Annotated in this window: 15 protein-coding genes; 10 read left to right on the forward strand and 5 right to left on the reverse strand. The window is 67.0% G+C overall.

Annotated features, from left to right (window positions below):
- Positions 1-17 precede the first annotated feature (17 nt).
- Together SI859A1_RS20425 and SI859A1_RS14430 are read right to left on the reverse strand one after the other, a co-directional pair.
- Positions 18-3,908: a PAS domain S-box protein gene (locus SI859A1_RS20425; RefSeq protein ID WP_050767547.1), complete on the reverse strand. Its 3,891-nt coding sequence runs from the start codon at positions 3,906-3,908 to the stop codon at positions 18-20.
- 171 nt (positions 3,909-4,079) lie between these two features.
- Positions 4,080-4,454 carry a response regulator gene (locus SI859A1_RS14430; protein WP_009210461.1) on the reverse strand — a complete coding sequence of 125 codons (375 nt, stop codon included), beginning with the start codon at positions 4,452-4,454 and terminating at the stop codon, positions 4,080-4,082.
- Between the two features lie 254 nt (positions 4,455-4,708).
- On the opposite strand from SI859A1_RS14430, the gene SI859A1_RS14435 reads away from it, so the two are divergent.
- The 5 genes from SI859A1_RS14435 to SI859A1_RS21670 all read left to right on the forward strand — a co-directional run bounded on the left by SI859A1_RS14435 (position 4,709) and on the right by SI859A1_RS21670 (position 9,091).
- A complete protein-coding gene (locus SI859A1_RS14435) occupies positions 4,709-5,944 on the forward strand; it encodes a GGDEF domain-containing response regulator (protein WP_040325858.1) in 1,236 nt (411 codons plus the stop codon).
- Complete coding sequence (locus SI859A1_RS14440) at positions 5,941-6,309, forward strand: Hpt domain-containing protein (RefSeq protein WP_050767548.1); 369 nt, start codon at positions 5,941-5,943, stop codon at positions 6,307-6,309. Before SI859A1_RS14435 ends, SI859A1_RS14440 begins: the two co-directional genes overlap by 4 nt.
- A complete protein-coding gene (locus tag SI859A1_RS14445; protein ID WP_050767549.1) occupies positions 6,306-7,583 on the forward strand; it encodes a GGDEF domain-containing protein in 1,278 nt (425 codons plus the stop codon). The genes SI859A1_RS14440 and SI859A1_RS14445 overlap by 4 nt, the downstream gene beginning before the upstream one ends.
- A 183-nt stretch (positions 7,584-7,766) precedes the next feature.
- A complete protein-coding gene (locus SI859A1_RS14450; RefSeq protein ID WP_040325859.1) occupies positions 7,767-8,738 on the forward strand; it encodes a tripartite tricarboxylate transporter substrate binding protein in 972 nt (323 codons plus the stop codon).
- A gap of 212 nt (positions 8,739-8,950) precedes the next feature.
- Positions 8,951-9,091, forward strand: a complete 141-nt coding sequence (locus SI859A1_RS21670; RefSeq protein WP_154653372.1) for a hypothetical protein — start codon at positions 8,951-8,953, stop codon at positions 9,089-9,091.
- 15 nt (positions 9,092-9,106) lie between these two features.
- Here the strand turns inward: SI859A1_RS21670 and SI859A1_RS14455 are convergent, their stop codons facing one another.
- Both SI859A1_RS14455 and SI859A1_RS20430 read right to left on the reverse strand, forming a co-directional pair.
- On the reverse strand, positions 9,107-9,868 hold the full coding sequence (locus SI859A1_RS14455; RefSeq protein ID WP_148233859.1) for a class I SAM-dependent methyltransferase: 762 nt from the start codon (positions 9,866-9,868) through the stop codon (positions 9,107-9,109).
- Positions 9,869-9,951: 83 nt separating this feature from the next.
- On the reverse strand, positions 9,952-12,258 hold the full coding sequence (locus tag SI859A1_RS20430; protein WP_050767550.1) for a bifunctional diguanylate cyclase/phosphodiesterase: 2,307 nt from the start codon (positions 12,256-12,258) through the stop codon (positions 9,952-9,954).
- 134 nt (positions 12,259-12,392) lie between these two features.
- Between SI859A1_RS20430 and SI859A1_RS14465 the strand changes: the two genes are divergently transcribed.
- Positions 12,393-12,920: a hypothetical protein gene (locus tag SI859A1_RS14465; protein ID WP_161600138.1), complete on the forward strand. Its 528-nt coding sequence runs from the start codon at positions 12,393-12,395 to the stop codon at positions 12,918-12,920.
- On the opposite strand, the gene SI859A1_RS14470 is transcribed toward SI859A1_RS14465, so the two are convergent.
- Complete coding sequence (locus SI859A1_RS14470; protein ID WP_009210467.1) at positions 12,908-13,663, reverse strand: hypothetical protein; 756 nt, start codon at positions 13,661-13,663, stop codon at positions 12,908-12,910. The genes SI859A1_RS14465 and SI859A1_RS14470 overlap by 13 nt on opposite strands.
- Before the next feature lie 315 nt (positions 13,664-13,978).
- Here SI859A1_RS14470 and SI859A1_RS14475 point away from each other — a divergent pair, with 315 nt between their 5' ends.
- From SI859A1_RS14475 to SI859A1_RS14490, 4 genes are all read left to right on the forward strand, one after another.
- Entirely contained in the window at positions 13,979-14,878 is a 900-nt protein-coding gene (locus SI859A1_RS14475; protein ID WP_009210468.1) for a metal ABC transporter substrate-binding protein, read from the forward strand.
- An 88-nt stretch (positions 14,879-14,966) separates the two neighbouring features.
- Positions 14,967-15,914 (forward strand): manganese/iron ABC transporter ATP-binding protein, encoded by a 948-nt coding sequence (locus tag SI859A1_RS14480; protein WP_009210469.1) that lies wholly within the window; start codon positions 14,967-14,969, stop codon positions 15,912-15,914.
- On the forward strand, positions 15,911-16,798 hold the full coding sequence (locus SI859A1_RS14485) for a metal ABC transporter permease (RefSeq protein WP_009210470.1): 888 nt from the start codon (positions 15,911-15,913) through the stop codon (positions 16,796-16,798). Before SI859A1_RS14480 ends, SI859A1_RS14485 begins: the two co-directional genes overlap by 4 nt.
- Positions 16,795-17,673, forward strand: coding sequence for a metal ABC transporter permease (locus tag SI859A1_RS14490; protein ID WP_009210471.1), 879 nt, complete (start codon positions 16,795-16,797; stop codon positions 17,671-17,673). Before SI859A1_RS14485 ends, SI859A1_RS14490 begins: the two co-directional genes overlap by 4 nt.
- Positions 17,674-17,858: the final 185 nt, after the last annotated feature.

Genomic DNA, 17,858 nt, shown 5'->3' on the forward strand with positions numbered 1-17,858 from the left:
GGCCTGCTGGTCGCGTTCTAGGCCCGGAGCCTTCTCGGCTCGGGGGCCTCGTTCCCGCCGCTGGCCAGCGACAGGATCGACGCGACGATGCGGGTTTCGGTCACCCGGGACTTCACCAGGATCTCGGCGACGCGGTCGTCGTCGATGATCACGTCGGCGGCCGACAGGACCAGGGTCGGCACCCGCGCGCCGTCAGGGCTGGTTAGTTCGTCGAGAAACGCCAGTCCGTGGCCGTCGGGCAGCGTCAGGTCGAGCACCGCGAAGTCGAAATGCCGGTCCCTCAGCGCCTTCCGCGCCTCGGCGAGGCTGCCGGCGCTGACGAGCTCCACCTTGTTGCGCAGCATCGCCGACAGGATCTCGACGAAGTCGCCGTCGTCCTCAAGATGCAGGCCGACCGGCAGGCCGCGCGGCCCGTCATACGCGGCTTCCGCCTCCGGCGGGCCGGGCGGCAAGGCCGCAGACTCGGCGGGCTGGCACGGCATGTCGATCCAGAACCGCGCGCCCGCCCCCGGGACATTGGCAAAGTCGATCGTCCCGCCCATCGTTTCGATGATCTGGCGCGTGATGTGCAGGCCGAGCCCGGTCCCGCCCTTCTCGCGGGTGGCCGAGGAATCGGCCTGGGTGAAGCGGTCGAAGATGCGCGACTGGAACTCGGCGGGGATGCCGGTGCCATGGTCCGTGACCGAGATCCGGATCGCGCCGTCGATCGGCTCGATCGCCACGTCGATGATTCCCCCTTGCGGCGAGAATTTCGCGGCGTTGGATAGGAGATTCGCCAGAACCTGCTGGAAGCGGGCCGGATCGACCGGGATCCACGCCTCCCCCTTGCCGGTCGCGTTGAACGCGACGGAGACGCCGAAGCGCGCGAAATAGGGCTGATTGGCTTCGATCGCTTGGCTGACCGCCGCGTTCGGATCGACGAGGACGGTCTCGAACGCCATCATTCCGGCGGTGATCTTCTCCAGATCGAGAATGTCGTTGATCAGGGCGACCAGGCGCTCGCAATTGGCGACCGCGATGGTCAGGAGACGCGTCGCCGCCGGCGGAACGTCCTTGGCCATCACGCCCTGGATCAGGCCGAGCGAGCCGCGGATCGAGGTCAATGGCGTGCGCAGCTCATGGCTGACCGTGGCGACGAACTCGTTCTTCAGACGGTCCATCTCCTTGCGGTCGTTGATGTCCTGGACGTGGGAGACGAGATAGGCCTGGCCGTCGTGATCATGCACAAGCGACACGCTGAACAGGCACCAGAGCGCACGGCCGTCGCGATGCAGGAAGCGTTTCTCGACCTGGTAGGTCGGCAGCGTCTGGGCGATCATCTGCGCCATCTGCTCGCGGTCGATCCCGACGTCGTCAGGATGGGTCACGGCGGCCAGATCGCGCTGCAGAAGCTCGTCCTCGCTGTAGCCCAGGAAGGCACAGAGCGCCTGGTTGACCCTGATCCAGCCGCCGTTCAGATCGAGCATGGCCATGCCCACCGGCGCGTCGCGCAGGGCCAGCCGGACCCGCTCCTCGCTGGAGCGCAGGGCCGCCTCGGCGGTTTTCAGCTCGGTGATCTCCGATTGCGTACCGATCACCCGCATCGGCTGGCCGGCCTTGTCGCGCTCGATGACAATGGAATCCGAACGCAGCCAGATCCACACATTGTCCTTGCGGCGGATCCGGTATTCCGCCTCAGACCGGAATGTCGCGGTGTCGTAATAGGCGTCTTCGACCGCCTTGAGGGCCGGAAGATCCTCGGGATGGATGCGGGCCAGCCATTCGGCCCGCGGCTCGATGTCGTCGGAGGGCGAGAAGCCCAGCATCTGCTTCCAGGTGTCGGAGACGAAGGACTGCCCGCGGCGAAAGTCGATGTCGAAGACGCCGATGCCGGCCCCTTCGAGCGCGTGGTTCCAGCGGCGCTCATTGGCTTCCAGCGCCTCGACCGCCAGGCGCTGCGCCGTCACGTCCCGGATGATCAGCGTATGACGCAGATCGCCGGATTCCGTCGACCAGTCGTTGCGCTGCACATCGAGATACAGAGGCTTGCCGGCCTTGCTGCGCGTCCTGATCACCACCGGCGAATCCGACGCGGGCTCGCCCTCGCCGACCGCCGTGGCGAGCGTGACGGCGGTGATGGCGTCGTAGCTGAGGATGGTCTCCACGTGCCGGTTGCGGATCTCGTCGGCGGTGTGACCGAAGATCGCCTCCACGGCGCGGTTGACCGACAGGATATGGCCGGCGCAGTCGAGGACGATGAAGCCGACCACGGCGGTGTCGACGATCGCGCGGTTCTCGCGTTCGCGCGCGGCGATGGCGTGGGTCTTCAGCTCGACGGTGTTGCGGATCGATTCCTCGCGGCGGGCGTGGGAGTACAGCAGCGCGCCGAACAGCACCGTCAGCAGCATGCCGCCGACCAGGATCAGCGTCGGCTCGTTGCTGGCAACGCCCTCCTCGAACTCGGGCGTGCTCTGCCAGAACACCGTCCATTGCTGCCCCATGACCGGCAGCACCTTCTTCACCCGGTAGGCCGGATCATGGTCCTCGGCCGCGGCCGCCTTGCTGGAATAGATCAGCTGTTCGGGATCCGCCATCTTGCCGTCATAGACACTGAGGTCGACCCCGACGCCCTGGCTTGCTGTGAGATTGTCCATGAACAGCGACGCCATGAAGGGCGCATAGACCCAGCCGCGGAACGCGCTGCGCCGTTCGGTGATGCTGCGCAGCGGCCGGCCATTGGCATAGAGCGGGCGCAACAGCAGGAAGCCGGCGCTCTTGGTCGTGTCCTGCACCAGAAAGATCCGGCGGGTGATCACCGCTTCGCCGGTGTCGCGCGCACGCACCGCGGCCTCGTAGCGATTGGTTTCGAAGGCGATGTTGAGGCCGAGGGCCTTCAGGTTGCGATCGCGCGGTTCGATATATTTGATGACGAACTGTGCCGGTGCCGGCGTGTCGGGATGCACCTGCATCGGCCCCACCCCGTCGCGGAACGCCTGGTCGAGGAAGCTCTGCAAACCGCCCGGGGCGACCGGCTGGATGAAGCCGATGCCGTTGATGCCCGGCAGGTTCTCCTCGATGTTCAGGGCTTCGACGAAGGTCTCCCACTCCGGTGCCGTTGTCGATGAAGAGGCCAGGAACAGGCCCGAACCGCCGTCGAGACTCTGCTTGTAGGAAGAGATGCGGTGCAACAGCGCCTGAAGACTGTCCTCCGCCAGCACCGCGAAGGACGCCTGGTTCTTCTGCTCGGAAATCTCCGTCGTCATCTTCCAGGCGTAGAGGGTCAGAGCAAGTGGAACGATCAGCGCCAGCAGCGACGGGGCGGTGAAACGTGTGACCGGCTGGCCCGACCAGCGCAGGCTCCAGTTCCGCCAGGGCGCGACCAGCGCAAGGGGCAGCACGATCAGCACGCCGGCGACATCGCCGAACCACCATGTAAACCAGTTGCGGGCCAGCGCCTCCTGGCTAGCAAGGCCGGCGAGATAGAGAGAGGCGACGCCGATCGAGGCGGCGACGAGGCACGGCAGCGGCCCGGCGCACAGCGTGAAGAGGACCAGATCGCGGCGGCTCGACAGATTGACCGGCACGCCGAAGACCCGGCGCACGAGACCGGCCGCGACCAGCGCCTGGATGGTCGAACCGACGGCAATCGCAACCGCGACGGCAATGCCGGTCGCAGCGATCCCGTCCGGCGCGGCCGCATGCCCGGCGCTCAGATTGACGATCAGCGAGCCGAGCAGCACGCCCGGCCAGAGGCCGGATCCGTAGAGCAGCAGCGCCGCCACGGCGATACCCGAGGCGGGCCACAGGACCGTCGCGTAGCCCGGCGGCACGGCGAGGAGCAGCCCCAGCCAGCCCGCCAGGCCATAGAGAATGATCACGATCGCCAAACGGATCGGATAGAGCTGGGTAAGACGGTGCAGGCCGGTCATGACAGTATCCCCGCGCACCGGACGGCAAGTGTCGACCGGGCAATGCTAGGCGAGCATTCCGTCTTTCCTTTGAGAATAGCTTAAGCTGACGCGACGAGATTGCGCCCTGCGACAAGTCGGCAGTTCCCTACCCCGCCCGTCGGCACGATCGGCCGTGTTCCGGCAGACCGGTCAGCGGTCCAGGTAGCTGCGGGCCTCGCCGGCCAGGGCCATCGGATCGAACGGCTTGGGGATCACGCCGAGGGCACCGAGACCCAGAAAGCGCTCGACATCGGCCGATTGCGTGCGGGCGGTCATGAAGACCACGGGCACCTCGGCGGTGCGCGCGTCTTCGCGCAGGCGTCGCAATGTCTCTGGACCGTCCATGCCCGGCATCATCACGTCGAGCAGAACGAGATCGGGCACCCATTCGCTGGCCACCGCCAGGGCTTCGGCGCCCGAGCTCGCGCCGCGAACCTCGAAACTCGGCTCCAGTTCGAGACACATCACGGCGATTTCCCGTATGTCAGCCTCGTCGTCGACATGGAGAATGCGATGGGTCGCCATGGATATCTTCCTGTCCTGACAGTCTCCGGTACGGCGCATGCCCGGCCCCTCGCGAGGGCTGCGGACGGCGCCCTGCCCGCAATGGCACGAAAGCGCCCCGATGTCGAAGAGCGGGGTGGCAGTGCAACTGCTCTTATTCGTAACCAACTGGATTCAAAGCGCTATCAATTCATCCTTAACGCCGATCCCACATTATCCGGCCCCACACCCATCCTTGGACATATTCCGGGTCCAGGCAAACGGACGGATTGCATATGGACCGCGATATCGGCCTCGCCGTCGTAGACGATGACCCGCTCTTTCTCGACTATGTCTCCAATCTTCTGGCCCTGCAGGGCGGAATGCGGGTGACCTGTCTGGAATCGGAGACCGCGCTGTTCGAGACCCTCGGCCAGGAGCCGTTCGACTGCATCCTCATGGATTACGACCTCGGACAGAACAACGGCCTGTCTGTTGCCGAGCGCGTCAATGCCATGCTGTCGGACCCGCCTCCCATCGTCATGCTGACCGGCGGCGGCAGCGAGCGGACCGCGGTCAAGGCCTTCCGCAGCGGCTTCAGCGACTATGTTTCGAAGCGGGATCTGAAGGTCACCGAACTGGTCGGCGCCGTGCGCGGCGCGGTCGACCGTCACGAGGCCGCCCGGGGCGCCCGGGCCCGGACCGAAGCGCTGCAGGAACGGCTGGAATTCAACGCCACCACCGGCCTCTACGACCAGCGCTTCATGCAGGCGCGGCTGGCCGACTTCACCGCACCCGGCGCGGCCCGGCGCTTCGCGGTCATCGTCATCGACATCGGCGAACTCGCCACCGTGCGCGCCGAGCTCGGCTACATGGCCGGCCAGCGGCTGTCGAACGCCTTCGCCGCCGAATTGCGCAACCATCTGTCCGCCGGCGACATCGCCGGTCATCTCGGCGAGGACGGCTTCGTCGTCATCGTCGACCGGCCGGCGGCCCTGACGGATGTGGACACCATGGTCCAGCGCCTGCGCCAGGCGCTGACCCGGGGCTTCACCCTCGACCGGGCGCAGGTCCACCTCGCGCCGCAGATCGGCGTCGCGCTGCACCCGGACACCGGCACCAGGGGGGACGGCCTGATCGCCGCAGCGCGCCCCGCGACCAGCGGCGAAGCCGCGACCGTAACGGCCTTCTCAGCCACGACGACTGTCGGCGACGGGGCAATTGCACCTGCCGCACGGGCTGAAGCGCAGGCGGGCCAGACGCCGATCACCCAAGCGACGGAGCGCCGCAAGGAGCGACGCCAGCGCGTGCTGCGACAGGCCAAGATCCTGATCAATGGCCAGAGCACCATCATCGACTGCAATGTCCGCGACCTGACCGCGTCGGGCGCCCGGCTCCGGGTCGGCAGCTATTTCGCCGTGCCGGCGGAATTCGACCTCGCCATCGTAGGAACCGGAATGACCCGCCGGGTCACCACGCGCTGGCAGATCGGCCGCGACATCGGCGTCGAATTCGTTGTCGGCGCCGCATGACCGCGCCGCAGCCCGACACCGCCGCCATCGAGGCTAGGCTGATGCGCCTGCGCGAACAATTCGCCGCGCGCGCCGCCACGCATGTCGCGATGCTCGACGCGCTGGCCGGACGGCTCGCGGACGGCGGCGCGCCCGCCGATCGCGAGGAAGTGCGCCGCATCGCCCATTCGCTGGCCGGTGCGGGCGGGACCTTCGGCTTTGCAGTCATCTCGAAAAGCGCCGCCGAGCTGGAAGACTTCATCGCCGCCGACCCCGATGACGCGGCACTCGCCGCGCGCATTCGCGGTGTCGTCGCGGCCATCCGCGACAATCTTACCGCAGACGGGCTCGTAGCCAGCGAACCGGCAGAAGGAGATGGCGCATGACCGCCCAGGCAGCCCCCCTCGCCGTTTCCGAACTCGACAGCGCCATGCGCAGGCAGGATGAAGGCCCGGCGCGCCAGATCGTCTGTGCCTTTGCCGATGACGGCCATATTCCCGGCCTGCTGCGGGCCTTGTCCGGCCTCGGCTATGAAGCGGTGGACGGCCGCTCCGGCGTGCCCGACGGCTGCCTCGCAGCCGTCGTCTGCGGCAGTTACGATCCCGATCTGGCGCGGAGCCGCGTTCTGAAGAACCAGGTGCGGGTGGTACTGGCCGATGCAACGCCGTCCTTCGCCCGGCGGCTCGCCGTCGCGCGGGCCGGCGTCGAAGCGATCATCGCCACGCCCGTCGACACGGTCGAACTCGGCGCGTGGCTGTCGGATTTCGAGACCAGCGGCGACCGCCAGCAACGCTTGTCGATCCTCATCGTCGACGACGATGAACTGATTGCCGAAAGCTACGCGCTGGCGCTGGAAGCGGCCGGCATGGACGCACGCGTGGTCACCGATCCCGCCGACGCGTTGCGGCACATCGCCGAGGTCACGCCTGATCTCGTTCTGCTCGACATGCACATGCCGGGTGCCAGCGGCCTCGAACTGGCGCAGATCATCCGCCAGTCGCGCCAAACCCTGCCCCTGCCGATCGTCTTCCTGTCGGCCGAGCGCGATATCGCCGCCCAGACGCAGGCCCGCCAGATCGGCGGCGACGATTTCATCCGCAAGCCGGTGGACCTCGCCCATCTCGCGGCCACCGTGCGGATGCGGGCCGAGCGGGCGCTGGCGCTGCGCCAGATCATGGAGCGCGACAGCCTGACCGGCCTGTTGAACCACGCCCGGTTCAAGGAGCGGGTGACGCTGGAACTGGAGCGCTCGCGGCGCACCGGCGCACCGCTCACCGTAGCGCTGATCGACATCGACCATTTCAAGCAGGTCAACGACACCCATGGCCACCAGACCGGCGACCGGGTGATCCAGGCCCTGTCGCAATGTCTCGTCGGCGGATTGCGGCGCACCGACGTGGTGGCCCGCTATGGCGGCGAGGAATTCGGCCTGCTGCTGCTCGACACGCCGGTGGCGGCTGCGCAAACCGTGCTCGACCGGATCCGCGTGCGGTTCTCGCAGATCGGCCATGCCGGGGACGATGCCTCGTTCCGGGCGACGTTCAGTGGCGGCGTCGCGGGGACGGCAAAGGGGATCGACAGCACCGCGATGATCGCGGCCGCAGACGCAGCGCTCTATGGCGCCAAGCGCGCCGGACGCAACCGCATCGTCGGCGCCTGACCGCAGCGCTGCCGGCAAGGCTCGGTGGGTTCAGCCTGTCGCGGCTCGCCCCGGAGCCTGCCGCGCCCTTCCGTTCACGCTCGAAACAACCCTGACGCGCTTCCGTCGACCTGAAAGGTCATCCAGACTGACTGTTCGCCGGACGCCATGGGGGACCCGGCGCGATCCGTCTGGGAGGACATCATGAAATTGCTCGTCAACGCCGCGGTCGGCCTGATCGCCGGCCTTCTTGCCGTCACGGGGCCGGCACACGCCTTTCCCGATCGGCCGATCTCGATCATCGTGCCCTGGGCCGCCGGCGGCGGCACCGACGCCGTGGTGCGCACCTTCGCCGCGGGTTTCCAGGAAGAGCTCGGCGTGCCGGTCAACGTCATCAACCGCACCGGCGGCGGCGGCATCACCGGCCACTCGGCCATCATCAATGCCGAGGCCGATGGCTACACGCTCGGCGCCGCCAGCCCGGAGATCGGCCTCTACCGCACCCTCGGGACGGCCGACATCTCGCTCGACGATCTCGACCTGTTCTCGCGCCTGGCGATCATTCCGGCCGGCGTCACCGTGGCGGCGGACTCGCCCTTCGAGACGCTGGAGCAACTGATCGCGGCGATCCAAGCCGAGCCGGCCGGAACCTACTCGTCCTCGGGAACGGGCGTCGGCGGGTCCTGGCATGTGGCCGCGGGCGGGCTTCTCGCGGCAGCCGACATCGACCCGCAGAAGCTGAAATGGGTGCCGAGCCAGGGCGGCGCACCGGCCCTGATGGAGGTGATGTCCGGCGGCATCACGATGTTCACCGGCTCGCCGGTCGAGGCGTTGAGCCTCATCGAGGCCGGCCGGGTGCGCACCCTCGCGGTGATGCTGGACGAGCGTTCCGAGACCTTCCCGGATGCGCCGACCGTCAAGGAGGCGATCGGCAAGGACTGGTCCTATGCCAACTGGTTTGCGCTGGTCGCTCCCAAGGGGATCGACGCCGAGGAGCGCGAGGTCCTCTATCAGGCGGCAGCGCGTGCCAACGCCCGTCCCGAGGTCCAGTCGGCGCTGAAGGAACGGGGCATCACGCCGGTCTGGGACGAACCCGGCGAATTCGACGCCTTCGCGGCGGAATTCACGACAACGGCAAAATCGGTTCTCGAGGGCCTGGGGCTCGCCAAGAACTGAGGCTCCGCCTCGTCATCAATCCCGGCCGGGCGACTGGCCGAGATTGCCCTGGCGGTGGCCATGGGCGCCGGGCTGACCGGGACTGGCAGGAGGACGCCGACCAACAGCTTTGGACTGGCCGCCGATGTTTGTCGGGCGGAACGAAAACGCGGATGCGTCTTTCTTGGCGGCGGTCCGTAACTTTGATTCCCGCCGCCTGACGACAGTCCTTCATGCCCTTCGATCATCTGCGCGAACTCGGCCGTCTCCCGAACCCCGGGACGATGACGCGTCGCGCCATCCTCGCCTGGGGTGGCGCCGCCATGGCCATCGGCTGGGCTCTGGCGATCCTGATCGCCCTGTCGATGATGTGAGCCGGTCGGCGGCCGTCAGACGGCGCGGGCGGTCAGGAACAGCATGCCCGAATAGCCGCTGCGGATCTCCGCCTCAACGATGCCGATCCGCTCGGTCCGGATGTTCGTTGCCAGGGGCGCGAAGACGTCGAGAATGTCGGCCTCCGAGACATTGAGCACTGGAAACGGCCGGCCGGCCACGGCATAGCCCGACGAGCCGACGAGGAACGCCGCGATCAGGCTGCCGCCCGGCTTCACGCAGCGGGCGAAGCGGTGGCAGGCCAGATCGAATTCGCTGCGCTTTTCGGTGATGGACTCGGCGCAGAAAAACATCGTGGCCGCGTCCCATGTGCGCTCCGGCAGATCATAGACCGACCCGCGCCGGACCTCGGCGGCCGCGCGCAGCATCGGCAGCGGATCCTCGGGCAATGACAGTTCCGGCTCACAGGCGGCCTGCGCGACCTGCCAGAAGTGCTGCCATTGCGGGCGCAGGGTGGTCGTCGCGAGTTCGGCCTGCAGCCAGCCGACATTGCTTTCGGCATATTCCCAGGCGGTGATCCGCGCCGCCCGCGGCGCCGCGCACATGAGCGGGAAGAGGTTCGGCCCGGTGCCGACATCGACGATGTCGAGCTTTTCGCCCAAGGGCTCGGCGCGCTTGAAGGCGGCGCAGGCGGACCGGATGACCACCTCGTCGTCGGCGTGCGGCTCGCCGTAATAGTGATTGAAATAGTATTCGGGGTCGAAGTCCGACCAGCTGTAGCTGGCGTTTCCGGCCGGCCCGTCACTGTCTGGCGTCACGCTGTTCCCCCCGGCTCGTCGATCCTGCCATGGCAAGCGCTGGCGCTTTCCATCGCGCAGGCGTCGCTTCTACCGACCAGCCTTTAGCCGACGTTGCCGTTCGATTGAAGCAGATTGCTCGCCTCGTCGAACTGCAGCGCCACGCTGGAGGAATTGTACGAGCCGATGAAGGCGATGAGCTCGTCGGCCGGCAGCGGCCGCGAGAAGAAGTAGCCCTGCAGGTGATCGCTGCCCCAGAAGCGCATGGTGACACTGTCCGTCACGGTTTCCACGCCCTCGGCGACCACTTCCATACCGAGCGCATGACCGAGGCGGATGACCGCCTGCACGACGGTCTGAGCCGACCCCGCCTGGGAAATCGCGCTGACGAAGCTGCGGTCGATCTTCAGCTTGTCGAAACGGTACTCCACCAGATAGCTCAGGCTGGAAAATCCGGTGCCGAAATCGTCCAGCGCGATCTGGAACCCCAGATCCCGGATCGCCTGCAGCGTCGCCATGATGCGGGGCGAGGGTTCGAGCAGCAGCCCTTCGGTGATTTCCAGCGTGACCATCGTCGGGGAGACGCCGGTCTCCGCGATCAGTTCCCGCAGCCGGATTTCCAGATCGCTCTGGTAGAACTGGGCCGGCGACAGGTTGATCGTGACTTCGATGTCCGGCCAGAGTGCAGCCGAGGTCATGGCGCGTTTCAGCACCCAGTCGCCGAGCTTGGACATCAGCCCGATCTCTTCGGCGATCGGAATGAAGACGCTGGGGCTGATCATGCCCTTGACCGGATGGTTCCAGCGCAGGAGTGCTTCCGCGGCGACGATCCGGTTGGAGCGGGCCGAAATGATCGGCTGGTAATGGAGGTCGAACTGTTCGCCGTTCAGCGCCTCGAGAAGATCCATCTCGATCTCGCGCTTCTGGCGCAGGCTCGCCGCCATCTGGGTCGTGAACCAGGCGGCATGGCCGCGGCCGAGCCGCTTGGCCTCGTAGAGCGCAATGTCGGCATGGCGCATCAGATCCTCGATGGAGGTCCCGTGCTCCGGGAACTGGGCCAGGCCCAGCGACGCGGTGACCGTGATCTCGTGACCTTCGATCAGCAGGGGCTGCTCGAACGCCTCGACGACCAGCGAGGCCAGCGGCTTGGCGAAGCTGACACCCCTGCGCGACCGGAAGATCGCAAATTCGTCGCCACCGAAGCGGGCGAGAAAATCGTGCGGCCCCAGATGCTGGCGCAGCCGCTCCCCGAACGCCTTGATCAGCCCGTCGCCGATATGATGGCCGAGCGTATCGTTGATGTCCTTGAAGCGGTCGACGTCGAGATAGCCGATGGTCAGACTGCCGCCCCGGCCCCGCTCCTGAAGACCGTTGAGTGCCTGGTTGGCGGCAAGGACGAAAGCCGGCCGGTTGGGCAGCTTGGACAGGGAATCGTGGGCGGCCTCGTAGCGGGCGGCGGCTTCGCGGGCCGACAGTTCGTTCGAGGCCCGGATCAGCCGGCGCAGCATGACGGCGCACAAAAGGCTGAGGCCGATCACCGCAACGGCAACCAGCGGCAGAACGATCGTCAGGAGCGGCTGTCCCGGTCGCTTCGTGGTCCAGTTCAGATACCCGGTGGAGAGATTGTCGTCTGTGACGAAGGCCTCGGATATGGTCGCAGCGCCGGTGTTCTGACCGGCCGTGAAGGTGATGTCCGGGATCAACAGGAACTGGCTGAGCTGCTTCAGGAAGTCGGCGTCGATCCAGTCCACGCTCAGGAGGACGTAAGGCGGCTGGCGCAGCAGCGTCATGTCGACATTCGGGACGATCGTGATGGCGGTCACGATGGCCGGTTTTTCGTCGACGGTCAGGATCGCGCCTTGCCAGGACGCGACGCCCAGCACCTTCTTCAGCACCTCGTAGTGCTTCTGGCGCTCGGAGAAGAAGTCGTCGCGCTCCGCCAGACCGGCATTGCCGCCGGTGCGCGTCGCCGTCAGCACCTGCAGCACTTCCTGCCGCCGGGTCTCGAAGGCATCGGGCTCCTGCCGCCCCTGGTCGCGATAGGCGTAGACCGGCTCGTTCTGGGAATTGACGATGTAGACCTCGTCGTGTCCGTAGGTCTCGGTCAGGAAGATACCGAAATTGCTGTCGATGAAACCGGGATCGGGCGTATCGACGATCAATCGGACGGCATCGTCCCACCAGGCGACGCTCTTCTGCTGGTCGAGGGTCCGCGCGACGCTCTGGTTCAGCGCATTCTCGATCCGGGCCCTTTCGGCCTGGACCTCGGTGCGGTTCGCCTTGATGCCGGTATACACGATGACACAGATCAACAGGGCGCTGGCCACGGCCACGGTGCCGCCGACGACCTGCGCGAGGCGACGCAGATTGGGCCGGGGGCGAGCCTCATTTTTCTTCGGGATGTCACGCATCTCAATCTCGCTTTCCCCTTTGGCTTAGGGGCGAAGCGCTAAGAATAGCTGAAGGAATGGTGGGTTAGGCTGATTCCCATCCGGCACATTCCTCGCCCGAGGAGCCGCCGACCCCACAAAGGATGGACCTGCCCATGCCGCTTGACATGGCCGCCGCGGCGTTCGGAAGCTGGGTCCCTTCACTGGTGGCTGACAGCCTCCGGCGCAGTGGCGAGACGCAACAGCCGAGCGAGGCCGTCATCGCCGCACATCGGGGATTCCTCGCAGCCAACGAGCCCCGGGTCGCGAATCTCGAGATTCTCGCCGCCTATCTGGCGCCCGGCGCCACGCTGCGGGAGGCGCCGGTCCCGCCCGACATCGCCGATCAGCACGGCGATGTGCCAACCCTGCCGGACGCTCTCGCCGACCTCCTCGCCCTCACCCGCTCCGGTCTGGCCTCGGCCGACGAAGCAGTGCAGCTCTTCCGGTTGCTGCGCCCCTTCACCATGGGCAATGGCCGCATCGCCCGCGCCCTGTGGCTGTGGCGCACGATCCGCGAGCCCGGCATGAGTGCCGAGACGCTCGCGGCCCTGTCGTTTCCGCAAACGCCGGCGTCAGCCGACGGAGACAGTGCCCCGGCGCTGACGGCTTACGTCGGCCATCCGAAGGGTCAGTGCGTGTAAGCCACCCAGACATTGGGTTCCGAATAGGTGCCACACTGGCGTTCGACGTCGATGGCGACCGGCACCAATCCGCCGGCCAGCGTATAGTCGCCCGAGGTCTCGAACCGCCGCCCCGCCCAGGTTTCCCAGAAGGCGATATGCTCCCTGACGACCATGGAGCGTTCGCAGGGGTGAACCACCCGGCCGCCTTGCGCGAGATGGCTGCGCAGCCAGGGATCGAAGCAACGGCCGCGCTCATCCTGCCAGCCGATGTAGTCGGTCATGGTCGCATGCGGATGCACGGTCTTGGCGGAAGGGCGCACCGGCGCAATCATCCGCTCGAAGCCATTGACCTCGGCGATCCGGTGCAGCTCGCCGATCATCCGGAAGGCATAGCCCTTGCCGCGCTCGGCGACCGGCACCGAGATGGCCAGCGCGCCCAGAACATTGGCCTGGCTGCGGCGGCCGGTCCCGCCGGTCTCGACCAGCCAGTCCCAGCCTTCCGCCGGGAGTTCGGAGAGATCGCCCGCGAACGCCACCGGCACGCAATTGGCCAGCGCAACCGGACGTCCGGTCGCCTCGTCGACGAGGCAGAGTTGCAGGTCGGCATGGTCTTCCAGCAGCCTGTCGTAATGTTCGCGATGGGCCCGTGTATGGTTCAGGAAACCCAGCGGGCCCCAGACGGCATCCTCGACCTCGACCGCCTGCCGGCGCAGCGCATCGCTGTCCGCCCGTGTCCGTACAACGAGTTCACTCACAGCCATGCCATTTCCCGCCCGTTAACCATTCGCTCAAGTTCTAATCAAATCTTAATGATCATGGCCAGCTTGTAATTCCTTGCGATCGCCCCGGTCGAACGTGCCGACGAAAGCTGACGCGAGGCCGTCCAGCGAAGAGGCGTCGGGCGGCGATGGTGAGGATGACGGCCAGATGCAGAGGGCGGTGTTCGCGAGGGCTTGGACGCCTACATCTCGCGGGCGCCAGCGCGCTCCTCACGGAACCCAGTTGCAAACGATTTGCACTTGCAAAAGTCGGAAATGGCAGGCAGCGTGCATCGACCGACAGAGATTGGAGACCCCATGCCGTTCGTTCGAACGACAATCCTCGCCACCTTCGCCGCAGCGCTCCTGGCGACGGGCGCGGCCGCGCAGGAGCGGCTCAAGGTCGTGACGACCTTCACGATCCTGTCCGATATCGCGCAGAACGTGGCCGGCGAGCATGCGGATGTGGTGTCCATCACCAAGCCCGGCGCCGAGATCCACGGCTACCAGCCGACACCGCAGGACATCGTGCGGGCCAGCGGCGCCGACCTGATCCTGTGGAACGGCCTTAATCTGGAGCGCTGGTTCGAGCAGTTCGTCGCCAATCTCGGCGACATGCCCTCGGCCACCCTGAGCGACGGCATCGCCCCGATCTCCATCGCCGAGGGCGATTACGAGGGCCTGGCCAATCCGCATGCCTGGATGGGACTGGAGAACGCGATGGTCTATGTCGACAACATCAGCGACGCCCTCGCCACCCACGACCCGGACCATGCCGACGCCTACCGGGCGAATGCCGAGCGCTACAAGCAGCAGATCACGGCGACGATCGCGCCGCTGCGCGACCGGATCGCCGCCATCCCGGAAGACCGGCGCTGGCTGGTCACCTGCGAGGGCGCGTTCAGCTACCTCGCCCGCGACTTCGGCATGAGGGAGCTGTATCTGTGGCCGATCAACGCCGACCAGACCGGCACGCCGCAGCAGGTGCGCAAGGTGATCGACGCGGTGCGCGAGAACGACATTCCCGCCGTGTTCTGCGAGAGCACCGTCAGTTCCGCGCCGGCCGAACAGGTGGCGCGCGAGACCGGCTCGACCTTCGGCGGCGTCCTTTACGTGGATTCGCTGTCCGAGCCGGGCGGGCCGGTGCCAACCTATCTCGACCTCCTGCGGACTGACGCCGAGACGATTGCCGACGGCCTGGCAGTGGACAGCCGGTAACCGCCTCTCCATCTACGGTGGCAAGCCGCGGCGACCTTCGCGCGACGGCTTCCCCATCCGAGCAGCCAAGGGATCTGACAGGCACCACATGACCATCACGCGCGAGACGTCTGACGTAGCGGACGACCGGCCCGCCGGCAGAACTGCGACCGGCGACGGCATCTCGGCGCACAACGTGACCGTGACCTATCGCAACGGCCATACCGCGCTGCACGACGCGACCTTCCAGATCCCGCGCGGCACGATCACCGCGCTGGTCGGCGTCAACGGCGCCGGCAAGTCCACCCTGTTCAAGGCGATCATGGGCTTCGTGCCGGCCGCGCGCGGCGAGATCACCCTGCTCGGCCGTTCGGTGAAGCAGGCGCTGCGCGAGAACCTCGTCGCCTATGTGCCGCAGTCGGAAGAGGTGGACTGGGCGTTCCCCGTCCTCGTCGAGGACGTGGTGATGATGGGCCGCTACGGCCATATGGGCTTCCTGCGCCGCCCCGGCGCGGCCGATCGCGCCGCCGTCGACCAGGCGCTCTCGCGCGTCGGCATGCAGGATCTGCGGCTTCGCCAGATCGGCGAGCTCTCCGGCGGCCAGCGCAAGCGGGTCTTCCTCGCACGGGCCCTGGCGCAGGACGGCCAGGTGATCCTGCTCGACGAGCCCTTCACCGGCGTCGACGTGAAGACCGAGGAACAGATTGTCGCCCTCTTGCGCGAGTTGAAGGCCGAAGGCCGGGTGATGCTGGTCTCCACCCACAATCTCGGCTCGGTGCCGGAGTTCTGCGACCGGGTCGTCCTGGTGAAGGGCACGGTGCTGGCCTACGGGCCGACCGCGGCGATCTTCACCCGGCGCAATCTGGAGCGCGCCTTCGGCGGCGTGCTGCGCCATGTGACGCTGGCCGGCGCCGCGCTGCACGACGACGACGATCCGCGCGAACTCTCGATCATCACCGACGACGAGCGCGCCTTCGTCCATTACGGCGAACCGCGTGCCACCGCCGCACCGGCCAAGATGTCCGGCAAGGCCCCCCAGGACGGGGAGCGGCGATGATCACCACGCTGCTCGAGCCGTTCCAGTACAGCTACATGACCAACGCCATGTGGGTCTCGGCCCTCGTCGGCGGCGTCTGCGCCTTCCTGTCGGCCTATTTGATGCTGAAGGGCTGGTCGCTGATCGGCGACGCGCTCAGCCATTCGGTCGTGCCGGGCGTTGCCGGCGCCTTCATGCTCGGCCTGCCCTTTTCCCTCGGCGCCTTCATCGCCGGCGGGCTGGCGGCCGGCGCCATGCTGTTCCTGTCGGGACGCTCGGGACTGAAGATCGACGTCATCATCGGCATCATCTTCACCTCCTTCTTCGGGCTCGGCCTGTTCATGGTGTCGATCAGCCCGGTCTCGGTGTCGATCCAGACCATCGTCATGGGCAACATCCTCGCCATCACGCCCCAGGATACGCTGCAACTGGCGATCATAGGCCTCGTCTGCCTCGTCGTGCTGCTCGCCAAATGGAAGGACCTGATGGTCACCTTCTTCGACGAGAACCATGCGCGCTCGATCGGCCTGCGGCCGGACCTTCTGAAGGTGATGTTCTTCATGCTGCTTTCGGCAGCGATCGTCGCCGCGATGGTGACCGTCGGCGCCTTCCTCGTCATCGCCATGGTGGTGACGCCCGGCGCCACCGCCTATCTCCTGTCGGACCGGTTTCCGCGGCTGATCGGCCTGTCCGTGGCCATCGGTGCGGTCACCAGCTTCGTCGGCGCCTATCTCAGCTACTTCCTCGACGGGGCGACAGGCGGGGTGATCGTCACACTGCAGACGGTGATCTTCCTCGTCGCCTTCGTCTTCGCGCCCAAGCACGGGCTGATCGCCGCCCGGCGCAAGGCCGCCGCCGCGCTTGCCACGCCGCGGCCGGACACCATCCGAGAGGAAGCAGCATGAGCCTCGAGCAGCTTCTCCTGCCGTTCCAGTTCCCGTTCATGCAGAACGCCTTCTGGATCGTCCTGATGGTCGGGCCGCCGACCGCCCTCCTCTCCTGCTTCCTCGTGCTCAAGGGCTGGGCGCTGATGGGCGATGCCGTCAGCCACGCCACGCTGCCGGGCGTCGTCCTTGCCTGGGTGCTCAACATCCCGCTGATCGTCGGCGCCTTCGTCGCCGGCATGACCTGCGCGCTGCTCACCGGCTATCTGTCGCACAACAGCCGGGTGAAGCAGGACACGGTGATGGGCGTGGTCTTCTCCGGCATGTTCGGGGTCGGCATCATCCTCTACACCTCGATCCACACCAACGAGCATCTCGACCACGTCCTGTTCGGCAACATGCTGGGGATCGGCGGCCAGGACCTCCTGACCTCGGGCATCATCGCGCTGGTCGTCTCGGGCCTGTTGCTGCTGAAATGGAAGGACCTGCTCCTCCATGCCTTCGATCCGGCGCAGGCCCAGGCTTCGGGGCTCAACACCGGCCTCCTGCATTACGGATTGCTCGCCAGCCTGTCCTTGACCATCGTCGCGACGCTGACCTCGGTCGGGCTGATCCTCGCCGTGGCGCTGCTGGTCACGCCGGGCGCGATCGCCTTCCTTCTGGTGCGCAGCTTCGGCCGGATGCTGGTCGTCTCGGTCGCGGTCTGCGTGTCGGCGATGCTGATCGGCACCTATCTCAGCTTCTTCCTCGACAGCGCACCGGCGGCGACAATCGTGCTGGTGCTGACGGCGATCTTCATCGCCGCCTTCGTCAACCGTCTGCGCACCACCCGCCGGCACTCGCGCCGCGCCCGCAAGGACGCGCCGGTCATGCTGGCACGCACCGCAGCGGAGTAACGCGGGTCGTCCTCTAGTCATCACCGGCCCCGCGACGCCGGACCGGTGATCTCTGCCGCCTGCGCTCAGGCCTGTCCGCGACGCCAGAAGCGGCAGAGCGCAAGATCGAGCGCCAGCATAACGATCAGCGAAAGGCCGACCAGCAGAAACAGCACCCCGCCGACCGCAACGATCGCCAGCAGACC

It is taken from the genome of Aurantimonas manganoxydans SI85-9A1 (assembly GCF_000153465.1).
Taxonomy (GTDB): Bacteria; Pseudomonadota; Alphaproteobacteria; order Rhizobiales; family Rhizobiaceae; genus Aurantimonas; species Aurantimonas manganoxydans.